16 protein-coding genes are annotated in these 18,115 nt (G+C 68.1%); 7 read left to right on the top strand and 9 right to left on the bottom strand.

The window, feature by feature from the left end:
* Positions 1–4 precede the first annotated feature (4 nt).
* The gene (locus JYK18_RS34820; RefSeq protein WP_206807638.1) at positions 5–1,750 is read right to left on the bottom strand and encodes a DDE-type integrase/transposase/recombinase; all 1,746 of its coding nucleotides are present in this window, start codon (positions 1,748–1,750) and stop codon (positions 5–7) included.
* Between the two features lie 206 nt (positions 1,751–1,956).
* Between JYK18_RS34820 and JYK18_RS34815 the strand changes: the two genes are divergently transcribed.
* On the top strand, positions 1,957–2,187 hold the full coding sequence (locus JYK18_RS34815; RefSeq protein ID WP_206807637.1) for a CHC2 zinc finger domain-containing protein: 231 nt from the start codon (positions 1,957–1,959) through the stop codon (positions 2,185–2,187).
* A gap of 308 nt (positions 2,188–2,495) precedes the next feature.
* Here the strand turns inward: JYK18_RS34815 and JYK18_RS34810 are convergent, their stop codons facing one another.
* From JYK18_RS34810 to JYK18_RS34800, 3 genes are read right to left on the bottom strand one after another with little or no spacing between them, the layout of a single operon-like run.
* A complete protein-coding gene (locus tag JYK18_RS34810) occupies positions 2,496–3,221 on the bottom strand; it encodes a hypothetical protein (protein WP_206807636.1) in 726 nt (241 codons plus the stop codon).
* Complete coding sequence (locus JYK18_RS34805) at positions 3,218–4,513, bottom strand: hypothetical protein (protein WP_206807635.1); 1,296 nt, start codon at positions 4,511–4,513, stop codon at positions 3,218–3,220. The genes JYK18_RS34810 and JYK18_RS34805 overlap by 4 nt, the downstream gene beginning before the upstream one ends.
* Positions 4,514–4,565: 52 nt before the next feature.
* A complete protein-coding gene (locus JYK18_RS34800; RefSeq protein WP_206807634.1) occupies positions 4,566–5,342 on the bottom strand; it encodes an ATP-binding protein in 777 nt (258 codons plus the stop codon).
* A gap of 1,527 nt (positions 5,343–6,869) precedes the next feature.
* Between JYK18_RS34800 and JYK18_RS34795 the strand changes: the two genes are divergently transcribed.
* Positions 6,870–7,187: a CU044_2847 family protein gene (locus JYK18_RS34795; protein ID WP_206807633.1), complete on the top strand. Its 318-nt coding sequence runs from the start codon at positions 6,870–6,872 to the stop codon at positions 7,185–7,187.
* A gap of 273 nt (positions 7,188–7,460) precedes the next feature.
* Here the strand turns inward: JYK18_RS34795 and JYK18_RS34790 are convergent, their stop codons facing one another.
* From JYK18_RS34790 to JYK18_RS34770, 4 genes are all read right to left on the bottom strand, one after another.
* Positions 7,461–8,699 (bottom strand): tyrosine-type recombinase/integrase, encoded by a 1,239-nt coding sequence (locus JYK18_RS34790; protein WP_206807632.1) that lies wholly within the window; start codon positions 8,697–8,699, stop codon positions 7,461–7,463.
* 122 nt (positions 8,700–8,821) lie between these two features.
* Positions 8,822–9,559, bottom strand: a complete 738-nt coding sequence (locus JYK18_RS34785; RefSeq protein ID WP_206807631.1) for an HNH endonuclease — start codon at positions 9,557–9,559, stop codon at positions 8,822–8,824.
* Positions 9,556–10,887, bottom strand: a complete 1,332-nt coding sequence (locus tag JYK18_RS34780) for an AAA family ATPase (protein WP_242582395.1) — start codon at positions 10,885–10,887, stop codon at positions 9,556–9,558. The genes JYK18_RS34785 and JYK18_RS34780 overlap by 4 nt, the downstream gene beginning before the upstream one ends.
* Before the next feature lie 462 nt (positions 10,888–11,349).
* Complete coding sequence (locus JYK18_RS34770) at positions 11,350–12,138, bottom strand: hypothetical protein (protein ID WP_206807630.1); 789 nt, start codon at positions 12,136–12,138, stop codon at positions 11,350–11,352.
* Positions 12,139–12,310: 172 nt separating this feature from the next.
* Here JYK18_RS34770 and JYK18_RS34765 point away from each other — a divergent pair, with 172 nt between their 5' ends.
* The 4 genes from JYK18_RS34765 to JYK18_RS34750 all read left to right on the top strand — a co-directional run bounded on the left by JYK18_RS34765 (position 12,311) and on the right by JYK18_RS34750 (position 15,146).
* Positions 12,311–12,655, top strand: coding sequence for an acyl carrier protein (locus JYK18_RS34765; protein ID WP_206807629.1), 345 nt, complete (start codon positions 12,311–12,313; stop codon positions 12,653–12,655).
* A 96-nt stretch (positions 12,656–12,751) separates the two neighbouring features.
* Positions 12,752–13,183 (top strand): helix-turn-helix domain-containing protein, encoded by a 432-nt coding sequence (locus JYK18_RS34760; RefSeq protein ID WP_206807628.1) that lies wholly within the window; start codon positions 12,752–12,754, stop codon positions 13,181–13,183.
* Between the two features lie 32 nt (positions 13,184–13,215).
* The gene (locus tag JYK18_RS34755; RefSeq protein ID WP_206807627.1) at positions 13,216–14,169 is read left to right on the top strand and encodes an ImmA/IrrE family metallo-endopeptidase; all 954 of its coding nucleotides are present in this window, start codon (positions 13,216–13,218) and stop codon (positions 14,167–14,169) included.
* A gap of 80 nt (positions 14,170–14,249) precedes the next feature.
* Entirely contained in the window at positions 14,250–15,146 is an 897-nt protein-coding gene (locus JYK18_RS34750) for a hypothetical protein (protein WP_206807626.1), read from the top strand.
* On the opposite strand, the gene JYK18_RS34745 is transcribed toward JYK18_RS34750, so the two are convergent.
* On the bottom strand, positions 15,137–16,201 hold the full coding sequence (locus JYK18_RS34745; protein ID WP_206807625.1) for a nucleotide kinase domain-containing protein: 1,065 nt from the start codon (positions 16,199–16,201) through the stop codon (positions 15,137–15,139). The two genes, JYK18_RS34750 and JYK18_RS34745, sit on opposite strands and share 10 nt — an antisense overlap.
* A gap of 446 nt (positions 16,202–16,647) precedes the next feature.
* Here JYK18_RS34745 and JYK18_RS34740 point away from each other — a divergent pair, with 446 nt between their 5' ends.
* Positions 16,648–17,772 carry a response regulator receiver protein gene (locus tag JYK18_RS34740; RefSeq protein ID WP_206807624.1) on the top strand — a complete coding sequence of 375 codons (1,125 nt, stop codon included), beginning with the start codon at positions 16,648–16,650 and terminating at the stop codon, positions 17,770–17,772.
* Positions 17,773–18,115: the final 343 nt, after the last annotated feature.

Here is an 18,115-nt window from a genome sequence, read left to right as displayed (position 1 = left end):
GGGCTCAGGTTTGGCGGGGTAGGCGTGGTGTGGGCGGCTGATAGTCCGGCGGCGGCCCGGCGAGTTCGAGGGTGGGGCGGATGCCCAGCAGGCTCATCGAGCCCGCGCTGGTGGTGGCGGCCGGGGCCGGTGGTTCGGGCGCGGTGTGCGGTATCCGCAGCGTCTGGTCTGCCGCCGGGCCGGTAGTCGGTGTGGTGTGTGCGTGGGTGACCGGTTCCGCGCGTAGACGTAGGCGGGCGCGGGCCTGGCGCTTCTCGCGGGTGAGTTGTCGGCCGCGCTCATTCCAGCGGTCGTGGTACTGCTGGCGCTGCTGCTCGTCTTTGACATCGGCGGGGAAGCCGGTGGCCAGCCATTGCTGGTCGCGGTAGATCTCGATGAACCGGTGATCATGGGGTGCGTGGCGGATGTCGTAGCGCGTGCCGACCTCGCCTTGGAGATCTTCGGCGACGTAGCGGACGCCGTGCAGCGCGAACCCTCGGGTGGTCAGCGTGCGGTCTTTCGAGACGAGTAGCAGATCCCGGAGCAGGTCGGCCGACACGGTGGTCAGTGCTGTCCGGTCGGCGCGCCATCGCTGCAGGGGAGTGAGGCCGAGCAGGCCGCGGTGGCGGTGGTTGTGGTTGAACCACAGCACCCAGTTCTGGAACGTGGTGCAGAAGGCGGCGAAGGACAGGACGGCGGGAAAGGCCGGGGCGGTCGCGGCGCCGGTGGTTGTGATGGCGACATCGGCGGTGAGGAGCGGGCGATGTCGCAGGTCGGGTTCGAGATCGTGCAGCTGGCCCTGTTTGTTCCGGGGTCCGCCGGTGTAGCCGGGCAGCTGGACCAGGAGCAGTTGGGAGATCGTGTGGTGCCAGCGTTCGATGAACGCCTTGCCGCGGCCTTCGTAGGTCTCCACCTGCCGGAGGCGGATGTCCAGGCTCGCCAGCGCTCGCCCGATAGCCTCGGCGGTGAACTCCTTGCCGTGGTCGCATTCGATGATCGCCGGGACACCGCCGTGGTCGCCGGTGTCCGGGTCGCGGATCAGGGCGTCGCGCAGCGCGCACAGCACGGTCCCGCTGTCGGGCCTGGTCGCTTTCGACAGTGCCCACCCGAGCACGACGCGGCTGTGGACATCGACGAAGGTGGTGAGCCAGGGACGGACGAGTTGGCCGCGGCGGGGACAGACCAGAATGTCGAGCTGGGTGTGGTCGGCCTGCCAGATCTGGTTGCGGTGCTCGACGGTGCGCTGCAGATAGGCGCGGTGGGCGCGGCGAGCTTGTTCCCCGTGTCGCCAGAAGGCCCGTTCGGCCTGGTCCAACTCGCGGCGGAAGGCGGCATAGAAGGCGCCCGGGGACACCGGTTGCGCGTCACGCCACCCGGCACGCAGATGCGAGGGGATGTCCACACCCGCGCAGGTGCTCTCGCCGGCCAGCACGGCGCAGCGTGCACGGTAGGCGGAGGCGACACTGCCGTGGTGGTCCTGGAACGCCTGCCGGTCGGCAGTGGTCAGCTGGTAGCGGCGGGCAGAGCGGGGCCGGCTGTGCCCGGGGCCGCGCTGCAGCCACCGGTAGATGGTGCGGATGGAGACCCCGAGCTCGAAGGCCATACGTTCGACCGCCGGTGCGAGCGGCTCACCCTGCGCGCGCACCGTGACCAGGCGGTCGACGACCCGCGCACGTTCCTCGGGGCCCACGTGCCGGCGGGCGAGGCGGGTGCTGCGGGCAGCCGCGGGTTGTGGCCAGGCCGCCTGCTCGGCGGCGTCGGAAATCAGCATGCCGGGTACCTCCGGGAGGGCCCACTGGCCGACGCTGCCGGTGTGGCGGCCAGTGCACTGAGCACACCGCTGGGGGCCGTGCGGGTCAACCCCGCTGACCTGATTGTCGTACCGGCCGCAGGGCCGATTCGCCCCGACCGGTGAGAGCTGGGAGCCGATGCCGCGGCAGGCCGCAGGGGGCGTGCGCGAGGCGTAGTCTGCCCGGCATGTCGGTGACAATCGCAGCTGGTCAGCAGCCCGACCCGCAAGACATCCGTCAGGTCGTGGGCCGTCATGTCCTGCTGCGACAGCACGGAGTTGACCAGTTGCGCGGGTCGTGCCCGTTCTGCGGCTCGTCCGCGTTCCGGGTGCGGCCGCCGCACGGGACCTTTCACTGCTTCGGCTGCGGTGAAGGCGGCGACGGCGCCACTTTCACCGCCAGGATCGGCCGGGTGTAGGCCTTCGGTCAGGTCACGACGGGCATGCCGAGGCCGCTGGCCAGTCGGCTGCCGGTCACGCATTCGGTCTGGCTGACCAGCTTGCGGGCTGCGACGTGGACGCGTGCTTGGAGATGGCGGCGAATTTCGACCAGCCGCGGCGGCGATTGCGCGCCCAGGCGAAGACTCGGGCAGCGGAGGCAGGCTCAGCGCGGTGATCAGACTCGCTCGTGGGGTGGACGGACTGGCGCCCGTCACCCCGCAGTGCTATCCCGAGGTAGGTGGCTATCCCGAGGTAGGCGGGTCCGCCCCACGCGGGCGCGGGGTGCTTAGTAGAACTGCAGCGAATGGGTGACCTCCAGGGTCGGGTATGCGGCCTGCCCGTCGGTGGCCACCAGGCCCGCGTCCAGCAGTTGTTGCAGGTGCTGGGCGGGGATGCCGGCGGGGTCGTGGTGCTGGCACAGGTGCCAGAGGCTGGCGGCCAGGTCGGCGTCGGTCAGGCGGAAGCGTGAGTGCGGTGTCGGGTCGGCTGGGCCGGGCGGCGGCGGGAGGCAGGCGTGGTCGGGGCCCAGCAGGACGCGGCCGTCGCCGCTGAGATAGAGCCGCAGACCGGGCGGTTGATACCGGATGACGTCCTGGATCGCGGTGAAGATGGCGGCGTCGTCGCAGCCCAGGCGCTGTTCGAGGTCCTGCGGGTAGAGCCCGGTGGGCAGGCTGGTGAACACGACGGCGATCAGGGCTGCCCGCAGCGCTGCCGGGGTGTCGGGGGTTTCGGTGGAGGTCGGGCCGAGGAGCGCGGCGTGCACGCTCTGTGGGCTGATGCCGAGGTAGCTGGCCAGTTCGGAGAGATCGCCGAGCTTGAGATCGCGCAGGAGACGGACGAAGTCCCAGCCGGACATCGCGCTCAACGCCTGCGGGGTTGTCGTGAGCAGCCTGGCCAGTATTCGCGGGGAGTGGCGGCCATCGCGCAGGGCGTCTTCGATCGTGTGCATCGCGGTGCCCATGCACTGGTGCGGTGCGCAGCGCGGGCAGTCGTCGGCGGACGGGGAGGTCACGGCGCGGTGTCCGGGGTCGGGACGGCGGTGGGCACGCGGGGAAGGGCGGTGATGCTCAGGTGGCGCCTGCTCAGCCAGGAATCGAGGATGTCCGCGTGCGGTGTGGTGGGCCAGCCCGGGTCCAGGAGCTGGCGGAGGACATCGGCCAGCCGCTGGTCCAGGTAGCGAGACCGTATGTGCAGGGCCTGGGTTTGCTTGGGCAGCAGCATGTCGGTGTCGGCGATGCCGTAGATGTCGTGGTGATCCCGGGCGCACCGGTAGGCGCCGAGCACGGGCAGGGTCCAGTCAGGCAATTGCACCACCGCGTGAGTCCCGGCCACGGCCGGCGGGTACGCGAAGCCCAGGACCGTATCGCTGTAGCCGTCGAGGACGAGCTGGTCGCGCCGCAGGCCCAACAGGTGGTCAGCGGGCATGTCGAGCAGGCCACCGAGGGTGATTCTCGCGGCGAGCAGGGGATCTGCGGTCTGCCGCAGCGCAGGCAGGCAATGTCGCGGTAGCAGCGTCTCCGGCACCGAGGTGGCGTGCTCGTGCGGGGCGGTCAGCGGCGTCCATCGCACCAGGACGCGGCCGTGGGTGAACAGCGCGGCCTGCGCGGCACGCACCCGGATGATTCGGGCTGGGCCGGGTGGCGCCTCGTCGGTGAGCAGCGCGTACAGCGCCGTCAGGGCGGCGATGGTGCGCTTGTCGTCGCTGCGCCTGCGCAGCGCCCACTCGATCGTTCGGGCGGCGGCGAGGTATTCGCCGGCGAACGTTGCCCAGTGTTGTTCCGGTAACCGCCGGCAGGCGGCGCGGAAGGTGGTGAACTCGTCATCGGGCAGGGCCGGGAGCGTGGCGAGCTCGGCAACGGACCGGTCGGCGTCGGAGACCGCACGCCTGCCGGGTGTGACAGGCGCGAGCCCCTCCAGACGCGCGGGTGTGGTCCGCAACCAGGGCTGGGGAACCCAGTCGGCGGTGGTCACGACCAGCACCAGCTGCGCGCGCAGGTGATCGCACCAGCGCTGGGCCCGGCGCAGCGCGGCGGCCGAGAGCGGGTGCGGGCAGTCCAGGACGAGTGCTCGGGTTCGCAGTCCGCAGAGTCGATAGGTGACCAGGTCGGGCAGTTGCTGTTCCTCGACATGCTGTTCATCCAGGTCCTCGGCGCTTACTCCGAGCGCGCGCAGCACATCGTGGGCCAGGTGGGCCGCGGTGACCGAGGCTGGGCTCAGGCGTACCAGCACCGAGCCGCCTTGACGGCCGCTGTTCGCGGCGAGCCGGGTCAGGACCTGCGGGTCGTCGCCGTAGTTGAGCAGCACCCAGGGCACTGCCTGGGGTGGCTGGTCGGTGCGCGGTGAGGCGTGCCGCGTGTCAGTCGTCGCCATGCCCGAGCCGGGCGTAGACCTGGTGCACCAGCGGGGGGTCGAGCACCGTGCGGTCGCCGGCCTGGGCCAGTTGCAGTGCCGCCGAGGTGAAGGAGACCCACTTGCGCCAGTAGCCGTGGGCGAAGGACGTGTCCACCTCGGTCAGCAACCCCGGGTCGGCGTCGCGGTAGAGCCAGTGGAACTCCCGCATCAGCGTGGGAACGTCCTCCGGTGGCAGGGGCAGGAAGTTGCGGCGGCTATGCAGCCGCGACATCAGCATCGGCTCCCGGGAGACGACCTTCCAGCAGCCGTCGCCCCCGACCAGCAGCAGCGACAGCACGGTGTCCTTATCGTCGTAGAGGTAGCGCAGGACCTCCATGGCGTGCGAACTCAGCCGCTGCGCCTCGTCGACCACGAGCAGATACGGCGTGAAGGCCAGCGCTCGCAGAATCCGGGTCTGCAACTGGAACCGGGTCGCGGTCTTCGGGATGGACGCCCAAGGCTCCAAAGCGGTCGCGATGTCGCGGGCGACACTGGACAACGTGGGGGTATGAGCAAAGCTCAACGTGACGATCGTCGGCGGTGGCCGGCGGCCGTTGTGGTTGTGCAGGTAGCGTTGCAGCGCCAGCATCACGGCGAATGTCTTGCCGGTACCGGCGGCGCCGTAGACCACGCCCAGTGCCTGGTGGGCGATGACGTCGTGGATGACCTCCTCCACCGAGTGCACCACCGGGGTGACGAGCGTGGTCGCGCCGTCGAGGTCCAAGAAGTGTGTCGGCTCCACAGGGTGCCTCCCGGCCGGGCGCCACTGCCCACACGGGCGCAAAACCCATGCTGTGGCACGGATATGCGGCGACCGGCGACAGCTCAGGTAGTGCGGACTCCGGTCGCGCCTGCCGTCTTCTACTGCAACGAGCACACAACGTCAGTGCCATCGGAGTCAAGGTCGTTACACCGATTGGCCCCCGGAGCCCGCTCTGTCATCCAAGGTGAGGCCGGTGAGCCGCCTGCGTGAGATCGCCGCCCCTGGCAGTGGCCGTAATCCGGCGCCGGCCCCCCGGGGAGCCGAGCTTGCGGACCTCCTCGCGCCGCCTCACGCTGCGCCTGGGACCACACCGCTGCAGAACCAGCGGATCGCGAGGCTCAGTGTCCTCGGCACGGCGAACCACCTCCGCTACCGCTTCCGCGGTCAGATCGGAATCTCCCCAGCGACTGAAAGGCCAGCCTTCCCCCGACACGACCGGAGGACATCTTCCATTCCCCTCGTGGCCGGCATCCACACGGCCGTGAAGTCGTCACAACCTTGAGGCAGGTGCGGCGTCGCCGATACGTGCCGCGCGGGATGGACAGCCGCTGTTGGCGGCTCAGCCGTGCCGATGGCCAAGGTCGTTCGTCCAACGAGTTGGGTACCTGGCCGTCATCTTGTGACGTCATCGACATCGTGCTGCGTGGGCCCGGTAGCCAGGTCCGTGCCGGTCTGGTCGACGGCGCTGCGTGCGGGACCGAGGCACCATCGACGACGATCACGCTGGTGGCCTCGTCAGCCTGCACATAGTGATCACGAACCGGGCACGTCACCTTGCCCGGGCACGGAATAGGTGCGGCCAGATTGTCCACGCATAACCGGCCGACTCGCGTGCGTGTGCCGTCGATTCGCAGGCCCTTCACCCGGGCCGACGGCCATTTCCCGCGACGTCCACGTGGATAGGCGGGCGCTCTGAGTACGTGTTCGTCCCCGGCGAGGTCTTCGTTGCCCGCGACCTGACGATCAGCGCAGCGCGGTGGCCGGCGCCAGGGGATAGCTCTCGTCGACAAGGCCCTGTCCGCGGCCACGAAGGCGCCCGTTCGATGCCTGGGAACTGCTGACGGCCATCGTCACGTCGACTATGACAGTGGTCGTTGGGTTCACGTTCGGGTTCGCCGGGCGCCAGGAAGCGCTGCGGGTACGGACGGCGGTAACGACAGTCGCGTCGGCCTGGCGCTGCCGGACGGCCCGAACGCGGTGAGCGAGGAGAAGAAGCACGCGAGGAACCGGTTTCGTTGCGACTTTTCGCAAGTAGCCAGCAGCTGGCGCGGCGTTGTTGTAACTGGGTGGACGCCGCCGCCCAGACTTGTCGATGGCATCGCCGAAACCGGCGGCGCACACGGAGTTTGTCGGCCCGGGTGGTAGCGCGGGTTGCGAAGGGGCCGAGATACGACTTTCGTTGTTCCAGATTCACGGTCAAGACGGGCAATCAGTGATTGCCTCTGATGTGTAACCTTTTTCTTCCGGGCTCCGACCACAGCAGGCACGACGTTCGGGAGGGCTCTAGTGACAGGTTCTTCGATACTAGTCGAAACGGTCGAGGTCGGCGCGGGCGGGAACCGCCAGATCAGCCAGCGGCTGAAGACGTCCGAGCTGCTGTCCGAGCGCCTTGATGACATCGAAGCAGCGGTCGGTGAAGCCGTTGATATCGTGCAGGCGTCGATGGCCAACGCGTCAACTCGTTCCGGGTGGAACGTAACTAAAATTGAAGCGGGTTTCGGGGTCAAGCTGAAAGCAGAAGCGGGTGTCATCTTGACTCGCATAGGCGGCGAGGCGTCTTTCGACCTCAAGATCACGGTTGAGTCACGTCGAGCCTGTCGGTGAGAGGCAGGTCAGCAAGTCAATATTCGGCCGAGTTGTGTGTCACGCGGCAGTCGGCGAAACAAAAACTCAGATCGGCGCGGAAACTGCCAATCCCGCAACCTGCGACTTGACTGATCGCGCATGCTGCGACGTGTCCGGCCGAGGGAAAACCGGACACCATCGGTCTCGACGGTGAAAGTGGCCCAAACTACCCGTCTTGAAAACCTGGCCAGAGTTCAGTTCCTTGACTGTGCCGACCTTCGCCGGAGGGGTGCAGCAACCTGGGGCCGGTGTTCAGGTGCGGGTGGCATACCAGGCGTCGGCGACGAGATCGACCGCACTGCGGGCCGGGTCGCGGGCGGCGTGGTCATAGACGCCGCTGGTGGTGTCGATGCTGGCGTGGCCGACATCGGCCTGCACGTGTTCCAGCGAGGCGCCCGCCTCGACCGCGGCAGTCACGTAGAAGTGGCGCAGCGCGTGCGGGTGCATCACCTCTGCGACGTCGGCTAGTTCTGAGCCGGCGCTCGCGGTGATCCGGCGCAGCAACTGCCAGATCGCCTGCCGGGCGAAGCGGCGGCCGGTGCGGGTCACCAGGAGCGGGGCGCCCGAGGGCTGGCCGCGGCTGGCGCCCGCCACGACCGCGGAGCCCGTCCCGTCCGCGCGCAGCGCGAGGTACTCCAGCAGGGCGTTTTCCGCTGGCACGCTTAGGTACACGACGCGGGTCTTGCCACCCTTGCCGTGCACGCGCAACGCCCGCCGGCCCCGGGTGACGTGCAGATCGGCATCATTCAGCCCGCACAGTTCGCTGACCCGCAGGCCGAGGGTGAACAGGGTGACGATCGCGGCGGCGCGGGCGGTGTCGCACGCGCTGGCGCCACGCCGTGGCGCGGCGGCGGCCTGGTGCAGGGCCGCGACCTGCCGGGTGGTCAGGGTGACCGTCGCCGACGTGCTCGCCGCGGCGGCGGTGAGCCCCAGCCTGCGCCGGTCCAGTGCCGCCGGATTCGCCGCCACGAGGCCCGCATCGGCCAGCGACGCGTACATCGTCTTCACCGTGGCGAGCATCCTGTCGCGCGTGGACGGTGCGGCGCCCGCTTCGGCCAGATCCTGCAGCCACGTCTTGACCTGCGCGGATGTCGCCGCCGTCGGATCCACACCGCGGGATGCGCACCAGCGCAGCCAATGCCACTCGCGCAACCGGCCACGCCCCGCCGGCGGCGGCCCCGTGCGCCCGTTCGGCGTGGACACGGGTTTTGTCGTCACGGTCTCGGCGTACTCGGCCAGTGCCTGCGCCCAACGGTCTTCGCCCGCTGCGGCCCAGGTTTCGATGGCGGCGGCCGTGACCGGCAGACCGAGCCCTTCGGCGTAGGTGCGGCGGGTCTGCTGGTTGCCGTATCCGCTCAGCCACTCGGTGATGCCCGCGAGCAGCTCGGCCGGATCCGCGACCCCCGGCCAGACCTGCACGTCACTCGTGATCTCGCCGCGACGGTCCTCGGGCGGATCCTCCGCGCCGCTGGGGCCCTGCAGGAGTTTCATGGCAGTACGTCATCTGCGCGCTCTGCGGCGCGCTCGTGGATCTGGACCGTCACGAGGACCACCTCGTCATCGCAGGCGAGTCGATGGTCGGCGTTTGGTGAATGCGCGACCCGGCTCGTGGGTCAGCTGATAATCGCACGGAACTCCGGGGTTGTGAGGACCTGAAGGACGTGTGGGCGATCGGCGAAGACCTCGGTGGCGCCGGGGGCGTCAGAGTAGCGGATCATCGCGTGGACGACGTCGGCGAAAGGCTGTTCGACGATCACTCGTTCGAGCGCTGTCCGCGCTGTGGAGTCGCCCTCGTCATAGAGGTCGCGCCATCGGTGCAGGAGCGCGCTCATGCTCTCGTAGGCCGCTTGCCGTCCTCGGGTGAGCAGATCGCGGTTGAGAGCACAGATCTCGATGGTGACGCGCCCACGTTCGGTGGTGGGGTGGTAGAGGCCGATACTAAGCGCCAGCGTGAGGTGATCAAGAGGGTCGTCGACGGTGGGGTCCAGCAGCAACGGGGTGCCGTCGTCGGCGGTGGGGAAGGCCTCGCGTTTGTGGTGGCTGTTGCAGACACTGCAGGCGAGGAGGTGGTTGGTCCAGGTGAATGTGCGTAGCGGCGACCTGGCCAGCGGGTCGTGATGGTCGATGTCGGCGCCCTGGTTGTCGCCGCAGTACATGCACCGGGCTCGACCCGCGGCGAAGCGCGTCAACGCCGCCTTCAGCGGCGTCCGGATAGACCGGCGGGCCTTCCACAGGTCGCGGGCCCTGGTGACCCGGGTCGCGTGGGTGCGTTTAGCGCGGATCAGTCCGGTTGCGTCGCTGAGGCGCTGGTGGAGCTTGTCGTCCAGCCCGCCGCGGTAGAGCCGGATCATGCGCCCGTTGAGCGCTGCACGCTGGTGTCGATCTCACGAACTCTGGTGACCGGGGAGCTGGTCAGCAAATCCTTGAGCATTCCGTATCGGATCCGCTGCCCCCTGCTGGCATCCCCGGAGAGCACGGCGACCTCGAGTTCCACGAGTTCTTTCCGCAGCTCCTGTGCTTGGTCGGAATAGGCGGTATCGAGGCCGAACAGTTCGGAGAGAACAGCGTCATCGCCGGTCCCGTACACCACCCGCTCCCACAGGTCGGTTTCGACAGGACGTGGAGGTTTCCGTTCGTTGGGGGCGGGCATGGTGATCAGCCCACCCGGGTCGGCCGCTTGACAGACATAAGGGCTGTGGGTGGTCACGATGAACTGGATGGCGGGGAAATGCCGTTTGAGCCAGGTGCCGATCCGCTTCTGCCACGAGACATGCAGGTGCGCGTCGACCTCGTCGATGATGACCACACCCGGCGTGAAGATCGCCGGGTGGTCGCCGTCGTATCCGACCGGCAGGTCGCCGAACGCGTCGTTGAGCTGCTTGAGCAGGTCGGTGACGAGTGCCACCACGGTCCGGTACCCGTCGCTCATCTCTCGAAGGGGGAATTCGTGTCCGCGGTGCTCGACCCAGAGGCCTTCGGAATCGACCTTGGTGATGCGGTAGCCATCCGGGAGCAGACCGTCCTGGAGAATCCACAGCGCGGCCTGTTTGAGGTTCATCGCCCCTGGCCGGTCTTCGAGAGATCGCAGGTGCTGCTCGATCAGCCAGCTGACGCCCTCGGCAAGTGAGGCATCCTCGTGGAACAAGCTCGCCATTCTGCCAACCGGGCCGGCGGTCAGCATCAGCCGCTGGCTATCGCTGGTTCCTCCCACCAACCGCCGGAACGGGCCGTAGGCAGCGCAGAACCAGCCGACCGGGTTGTCCTGCCAGGGGCCTCGGCGCGCCGGTCCACCGGACTTTCCGAAGAAGTACCCCGATAGCGACGGCTGGGCAGGGCGGCGTCCGACGTGCGCCTCGTTCGGCGCAGTCCAGCTCAAGCCCGCAGAGAAGGTCTTCGCCGGAGGTCGTCCTGACGTGAACCGGTCGGCCCCGGGCTCGTAGGCCAGCGTCACCTCCGCTACAGCATGTTCGGCGCCCGCGGACATCCAGTTGTCGAAGTCGGAGACCAGGTTACGGGCTACTGCGGGCCCGCCGATCGCCAAGGCAATGCCGCGCAGCAATGACGTCTTCCCGGAGCCGTTGCGCCCGGCCAGCACCGTCCAGCCAGCGTAGTTTCCATCTGGCCGACGCAGATCCAGATCGACGACCCGCTCGTCATGGAAGCCTTTCACGTTGTCCATGCGAACCCGCGATATGTACATCCGGTGCGGCCTCCCGATGGCTCCGTGCGCGACACGACCTCGTCAACAGTGCGCGAGGCCTGCGACACCTCGCAGGCCTCGCAGCGCACTCTAGCTGTGCTCTCTGCCTAAGCTCTTGCAGAACACGCGGATGATCACGGTTAGCCTCGGCGTCGCCGGGATGACGCTTCGACCGCAGCCCGCGTCCGCGCGTGGCGGGTACTCGGCCGCCGTGGTGGTGCATCCGGGAACAGACGGCACAGTGATCTTTACCCAGTGGCTGGCTTTGACTCGCAACGCCTTCACGGGCACCAGGCGGAAGCCCGTCGGGGTCGGTCGTAAGGCACGCATCCCAGGTCGATGGCGCAACCCGAAATCCCGTGTTCAAACACCGGCAGCGGACGGCCTTGGCCGCAGCGGGTCTGGCATTTCCCGGTGGTGCCGGTTGCCTGGAGTTCGGCGTCAGGCGGCCGAGAGGGCAGGGGTGTACAGAGACGGCGCGGTCGCGCGGCGGAGCGAGAGTAGGGGTGGGGTGAACTGCATGCGGCGGCGGACACGATCGGCATGGATCACGCCGTTGCCGCCGTAAGCGCGCAGTTGCCGCCACAGCCGCATCCCGATCAGGATGACGGATTCCCACTCGCTGGCGGTGCGTGCGCAGACCTCGAAGGGCGCGGTCATCTCGAGGATGCGCTCCAGCAGGCAGGACTCGACGCGGGTGTGTCCGCGCAGGTAGTCGCGGCGGGCGGCGTAGGCGAAGACCATCGCCGCGATGCCCTCCTCGATGACCACGGCGCGTCCGCCGTCCTCGTTTTCGTCCAGGTCGGGTGCGCCGCGGCGTTTGCGGCCGAGCAGGGCCCGGGTGACCGGGGACCAGCCGAGCAAGGTCGCGTAGCTGAGGTGGAACACGTCGTGCAGCCGGTAGTAGTCCTCGCGTGACGCGGCGTCGGTCAGCGGGTCGCCCACGGCCGCGCCGTCGGCGAGGACAACCGTGATCGGGCGGCCGTCGCGCGGGCGGTACGACGTACCGAAGTCGTAGCTGATGCGCTCGGGTAGCTGCTCGAGGGAGGGTGAAGCAAGCAGGGACGCCGGGCACACAGCCTCGGGCGATGCCGCCGGCATGGCACCCGAGGCTGTGTGTAGCTCGGGCGTCTTCGCGGTGTTGGCCGTGGTCGGGCGGGGGGTGTGGGACTGGGTGGCGGCGCGGCGGCGGGGGAGGCTTGCGGGCGTGTGCTGCGTGCTGTTGTTCATCGTGTTCTCCAAGAACGAGGTGGAGAGGAAACGAGGCTGCAGCGGTCTTCGAAGGGTGGCACGACCGCCGTTGTCGGCTCAGCCTACACGAGCTTGTCTGGTTTTCCGGAGAGGGTTGTCGTATGATGACACAGGCGGTTGTCGGAAATCCTCACACGAAGAGGTGACAGGTGTGGATCCCCACGCAGAGCTGCGAGACGAGGTCGAGCAGTTCATCATCGAGCGGCTTGCCGAGGAGAAGCGCTGCGATCCGGTGCAACTACGCGAAGACCTCAGCGCGCTCGGCGCGCACATGCCGTATGACTCGATCCAGCTGGTCGAAGTGATGACGAAGGTCGAAGCGAGGTTCGGTGTCCGGCTGCGGACCGACCTGCCGACCGCGCGTGACATGCGATCCGTGCGCAGTTTCGCCGAACGGGTCTGCGATGAGCTCGACGCCACAGCCTCACAGCCGGCGGCCACCACCCCCGCCGCGCCCCCGGCGGGCGACGCCCCGGGAGGGGACCACCATGCTTGAGTTCTCGCAGCGCCCGCGCGCACGCGCGGGCAGACCACACCACCCCGGGACACCGATGCGGATTGCGGCATCGCCACGCAACCAGGAGCAACGATCATGACCGAGCACCCCGACAACGACGCGGACAAAAAGGCCCAGCGGGAACTGGCCGAACGGCTGAGGATCAGCCGGGAGTACGCCGGCCTGTCACAGCGGACCGTCGCGGCCAACACCGGGATCCCTCGCTCGGCCATCTCCGATATCGAACGGGGAGCGCGCAGAGTCGACAGTCTCGAACTGAAAAAGCTGGCCGTCGTCTACAACCAGAGCGTTGAGTACCTACTCGGACAGGACGCCGAAGCCCGCGCCGACGATCCTTCGCTGACGCTGCTCACCCGCGCCCACGCAGGGCTGACGACCGGAGACCAGGAGAAGGTCCTCGCCTTCGCCCAGTTCCTCCGATTTGGACAATCCAGCACAGGCACGGGTGCATCCACCGAGGGCACGGCAGCTGAGGCGCACTCGCAGGACGGTAAACCGCAGCCATGACGCGGTGGTCGGTCGCCCATCGGCAGGCTCACATGGCTGCCGTCCATGCCCTGAACGACGCCGGCCTGCCCGGCGACCGCCGTACCGATCTCGGCGTGCTCATCCGACACGCGAGGTTGAAGGCACTCGCCGACAGCGAGGGCGAGCGGCTCTTCGGTATCTACTTCCCGCCCGGCGCCGATCGTCCCGGCGGAATATGGATCAACGCGGCGATGTCGCCGGTCACCCAGCGGCACACGGTCGCGCACGAACTCGGGCACCATGCCTTCGCCCACGGACTCAGCTGCGATACCACCATCGCCTCGCTGTCTGGCTCGCTGGCCACCTCGACGCTGACCGAATCCCTGGCCGAGGCCTTCGCCGCGTGGGCGCTCATGCCCCGTGCCGCACTCGTACGCGCGCTTGCCACGCTCAGCGTCGTGCCCGAACACGTTCGACCCGAAGATGTATATCGAGTCGCGCTCCTGCTGGGAACCACCTACAAGGGCACCGCCCGCCAACTCGGCGTCGCCCGCATCATCGGCACCGGCCAGGCCGCAGCCCTCAGTCGCGCCGTCCCGGGAAAGATCAAGAGGACACTCGACGACCCCGCCGCGCCGCCACGACGGGCCGAGACCGACGTGTGGCGGATCGACCTAATGGCCGCAGCGCGCGAGCTCACCCTTCACCACGGCGACCGCATCCTGCTGCCCGCCACTGCCGACCAGGCCGCGGAAACCCTGCTTGCCGGAGATGCCGCGGACTTCGTCCACCAGAGCGACAACGCCATCACGCTCACCGCCCGCGCCAGCCTGGACCGAAACGACATCCCCAGGCGACACGCGGTGAGCCTGCCCCGCAGCGACGAGATCATCAGCATCGGTGTCGAATCCGGGCCGGTTCGAGCTGCCGCGACAGAAGTACCGCGCGACGTCACCAACGCGGGTCACGATGATCTCGACCGGATCCTGGCAGAGCAACAAGCGAACCGGAACGCCCTTCGCTAAATCTCACCAGAGGAGGACACATGCGCGTAGCTGGGACCGTCATCCACGGCCGGGATTGTGGCCAGGCATGGGCGGGGGCCTTGGAACTGCTGCTGGCCGAACCGGACCGCAAACTGCTTCATCTCATCGTCCAGATCGACGAACCCGGCGTGGAAGATCCCCTGGTGCGTGGCCAGGTCGACGCGTTGCTCGCCCAGCGGAAACTCGACCCGGTGGCCACCGTCGTCAACACGGTGTTTCCCGCCTCCCTGGCAGCGGCTTCAGACAGTCCGCAACACCTCGCTGACCGGTATCGGTCGATGTATCGGCGGATCCGGCGCGAGCATCCCGCCAATCGCAGCGGCACCTACTTCGGGCGCCTGGTCGAACATCCCACCGACGGTTCTCCCGTCGACCAGCTCAACCGCATGATCAATAGGCTCCGCAGCTACGGCCACAAACGGGCCAGCGCCGCCACCGTCTACGAAGGCTCCCTGTCCATCGCAGTGCCTGAACCCCGCACGGGCGAAACCGACGAGCTAACACTCGGTACCGCCGAGACCAGCGAGGACGGCACTCGCGGCTTGAGCGCGCCGTTCTATAGCCCGCGGACCGACTCGATGCCCTTGGGATTCCCGTGCCTGGCGCACATTTCCTTCCAGCACACCGGTGATCGGCTCCACGCGATTGCCCACTACCGCAGCCAGTACCTCGTGCAACGCGGCTACGGGAACTACCTCGCCCTGGGCCTGCTGCAGCGCTACATCGCCGAATCGGCCGGCTACCGAACGGGAACGTTGACCGTGACCACCGGCCAAGCCGAAGCCGACGGGACAAAAGGTGACATCCAACGAACACTCGACGCATTGACCCAGCTGCCCCTGTTCGGCAGCAAACCCAAGCCCTCGGAGCAACCAGCACCGCTGAGCCGGCAGCGGCGGCCGGCTCAGCATCGGGAGGAGCCCGGGCAGCGGCCCCTGCTGCCGGATCAGCCTTGAACTCTGGCGGCGCCCACGGCAGCGCGCTTCAGCTGGGACCGCACGCGCTCGGTGATACCCCACTTCGGTGGGAACCACGGATCCGGCATCGGCTCGCTCGCGCGGCGGTACTGCTGTTTGATCCGCATTCGGCCGGAGATCCCGGCGATCTGCGGATGCGCCACCCTCGCGTACTTGTCGACCTCGCAGAACAGGTTCTGGCAGTCGATCAGGTGCAGCCTCCGTCCACCGAGAAAATCGAACCGCAGACCCAGGCGGGCGAAGTGCTCCTCCTGGGTGTCGGTCATGTAGGAGATCACCGTGTCCTCGATGCCCCGCGCGCCGGCACCGAAGCACTTGCGGATCCCGTCCCGCGCACCCGGGCCGGCGACCACGAACTGGTTCTCCGAGAAGTCCAGCGCCGACGAATAGTTCAGGTCGATCGCGAACTGGAACGCCAGGAAGTCTCCGATGCCCGGGTACTGGCGCAGCAGAGCGAACACCTGCGCCAGACCGTCGGCGGCCTGCATCCGGCCGACAAGCCCCTCGCGGATCATGGTCTCGGCCAGCAAGAGGTGATCGTGGTGTTTCCGTGCACCGCCCAGCCGAGGCGGAGGGATCACATAGGCGGGGGAGTAGAGCCGCCGGCCAGCTGCCCACGCCGCGTCCAGCACTGCTCGCGCCAGCTCCGGGCGCCACCGTGACCAGGTGATCGAGCCGAACTCCGATTCGAGCAGTCGCCAAGTATCGATCTTGTTGAAGAACTTGAACAACAGCACGCGGAACGCCACATCCTGCGGATCCTGCGAACCACCGTAGGCGACCTCGCTGATGCAGAACTGCGACACACGATCGGCGGCCCGGTAACAGTTGGTGAACCGGTGCTCAGCCAGAATCGGATCTCCCGCCGGTGTTTCCACGGAGTCGAAGCGCGCGAAGTACACCGCCTGCCGGGCTGCCGCGAACCGCCAGTACGTGTCGAACACCGCGGTGGGCCGCAGTCGCCGTCCACCGATCACGACGTCCCGAATGGACTCACCGGCCGCAGCGTGACCCTCAGAAACGCCACTTGTCATAGCGGAAACTTAGTCGTTCCCACGAAACAGTGGTGGACTTTCCTCGGCGCGTCCCAGTCCGCGGCTGATCTATCGCCTGGCGGATGATTTCTCCGCGGGCTGGCCGCAGGGCTCAACTCAGTGGGTGCGGGCGGGCCGAGATGGCCCCGTGAGGACCCCGGCCCACATCTCGCTGATCGTCACCGTGACGAAACGAGGTGACCAATATCCCCCAAACTGTGTTCCTGTTACTCGCCGTCACAGGAACACAGTTTTGGAGCTGCCGGAAGCCTGACCTGAAGCGGCCGTCGGCGAACGCGTTGCGCAACCATTGCTCACTAAGAGTCAAATTTCAGGCGCTCATGAACTTAGCTACAAAACCCACGTTCTGTAGCTAAGTTCACTTATCGTTGTCAAAATCAAAACCGAGGTTATCGATTATAAAACCGATAACGTACACTGCTCACGTGACTGAGAACGCGGGATCGACTGCTGAAGATCGGGGCCCTGAGCAGGCACGATGCGGGTTCCGGCGGTGCCGGCAGCCGTTACCCCCGCCGGGGCCGCGCGGGGGACGGCCCTATGAGTTCTGCCCGGACCGGACGTGGCCGGGCGGAAAGACCTGCAAGCAGCTGGCGGCCGCCGAGCAAGCGCTGCGGGAAGCCCTGGGCGAGGACGCTGTGCCGGCGGCCGCGCTGAGCGACGCGGGGGAGGCCTTCAGTACCGCGGCCGCCGCGGTGACGGGCCCTCTGCGCACGTTGAGCGACACGCTCGACGCCGTCACCGCCCACCTGCAGGACGAGGTCGCCGTTGCCGTGGATCAGGCCGAGGCCGCCCGGCAGGCAGCGGCGCAGGCTGCCCAGGAACGTGACATCGCCCTGGAACGAGCTGCCGAGGCCAGCCAAGCCGCAGAGGCCGCGGCAGCGACGGTCCGGGAAGCAGAGCAGGCGCAGGCCGTGGCCGAGGCCACCGCAGACGAGGCAATCGAGGCCCGCTCGGCCGCGCAACTGGCTCAGGCGAAAGCGGAATCAGCCACCGCGGTGATTACCAAACGGGCAGAAGAAGCCACCGAGCAGGCCGCGGCGCAGCAGGCCCGTGTCGACGAGCTGACCGCCACGCTCTCCTCGCGCGGTGAGGAACTCGCGACGCGAACCGCCGAACGAGACGCCGCGCGGATCGCCCTGCGCGACGCGCAAGAGCAATCCAAGACCTGGGAGCGGCTGCTGGAAACGCAGAAGAACGACCTGACCGCAGAGCTGGAAGCGGTCCAGAAACAGCTCCGAAAGCAGGAAGCCAGCTACCACGACTTCCGCACCAAGCACGAGACACACCAGACCGAGTCCCGCACACACCTGGCCGCTAGCCAGGCCGAGCTGAGCGCCACGCGCGGGCAACTCGACACCACCCAGCTCCAGCTCGCCCAATCGCAGGCCCAGCACGATCAGGTCACCAGGCTGCTCTCCCGCGTCCGGCAACGTGCCCTCGCCGCGACGGCGGAACCACCGACCCCACTGCGCGACGACCTGCTGAGCATCCTGCTCACCGATGACACCCCAACGACCGACACCGATCCCGGCGCAGCACACAACTGACAGACCGCCGACGCCCTGAGCCGCTCAAAGAGGGACAACTCCAGCTCGTCGGCGCGGGAGTCGAAACGGCCCGAGGTATGGAATGCCGCAACAGGCGCAATGCGTGGTACAGCCGCGCGACGGGCCCGGGACGGCGAGCACGAGACCGCTGGTCCGGTCGCGCGGGTGCGGGCCCGGCCAGGCCGGGACAGGCGCACCCATCCGTGACCGCTACGGGCGCCGCAGTAGCGGGGCCGGATAGGTGGCGCGCAGCGCCGGTCGAGGTCTCAAGGACCAGCGGCTCATCCAGAGCTGGCCAGAGTCCAGACGGGGTGATCGAACAGGCCGGCAAGAGACCACTGGC

This window comes from Amycolatopsis sp. 195334CR (genome assembly GCF_017309385.1).
GTDB lineage: Bacteria > Actinomycetota > Actinomycetes > Mycobacteriales > Pseudonocardiaceae > Amycolatopsis.
The sequence above is the reverse complement of the archived record's forward strand: the minus strand, read 5'-3'. Positions and strand labels throughout refer to the sequence as shown.

Coding starts and splice junctions, on each gene's coding strand:
- JYK18_RS34785 (WP_206807631.1), bottom strand. CDS start 9,559: ATGATCCGGCTCTACCGCGGCGGGCTGGACGACAAGCTCCACCAGCGC.
- JYK18_RS34820 (WP_206807638.1), bottom strand. CDS start 1,750: ATGCTGATTTCCGACGCCGCCGAGCAGGCGGCCTGGCCACAACCCGCG.
- JYK18_RS34760 (WP_206807628.1), top strand. CDS start 12,752: ATGACCGAGCACCCCGACAACGACGCGGACAAAAAGGCCCAGCGGGAA.
- JYK18_RS34790 (WP_206807632.1), bottom strand. CDS start 8,699: ATGAAACTCCTGCAGGGCCCCAGCGGCGCGGAGGATCCGCCCGAGGAC.
- JYK18_RS34770 (WP_206807630.1), bottom strand. CDS start 12,138: ATGAACAACAGCACGCAGCACACGCCCGCAAGCCTCCCCCGCCGCCGC.
- JYK18_RS34755 (WP_206807627.1), top strand. CDS start 13,216: ATGGCTGCCGTCCATGCCCTGAACGACGCCGGCCTGCCCGGCGACCGC.
- JYK18_RS34780 (WP_242582395.1), bottom strand. CDS start 10,887: ATGGACAACGTGAAAGGCTTCCATGACGAGCGGGTCGTCGATCTGGAT.
- JYK18_RS34815 (WP_206807637.1), top strand. CDS start 1,957: ATGTCGGTGACAATCGCAGCTGGTCAGCAGCCCGACCCGCAAGACATC.
- JYK18_RS34745 (WP_206807625.1), bottom strand. CDS start 16,201: ATGACAAGTGGCGTTTCTGAGGGTCACGCTGCGGCCGGTGAGTCCATT.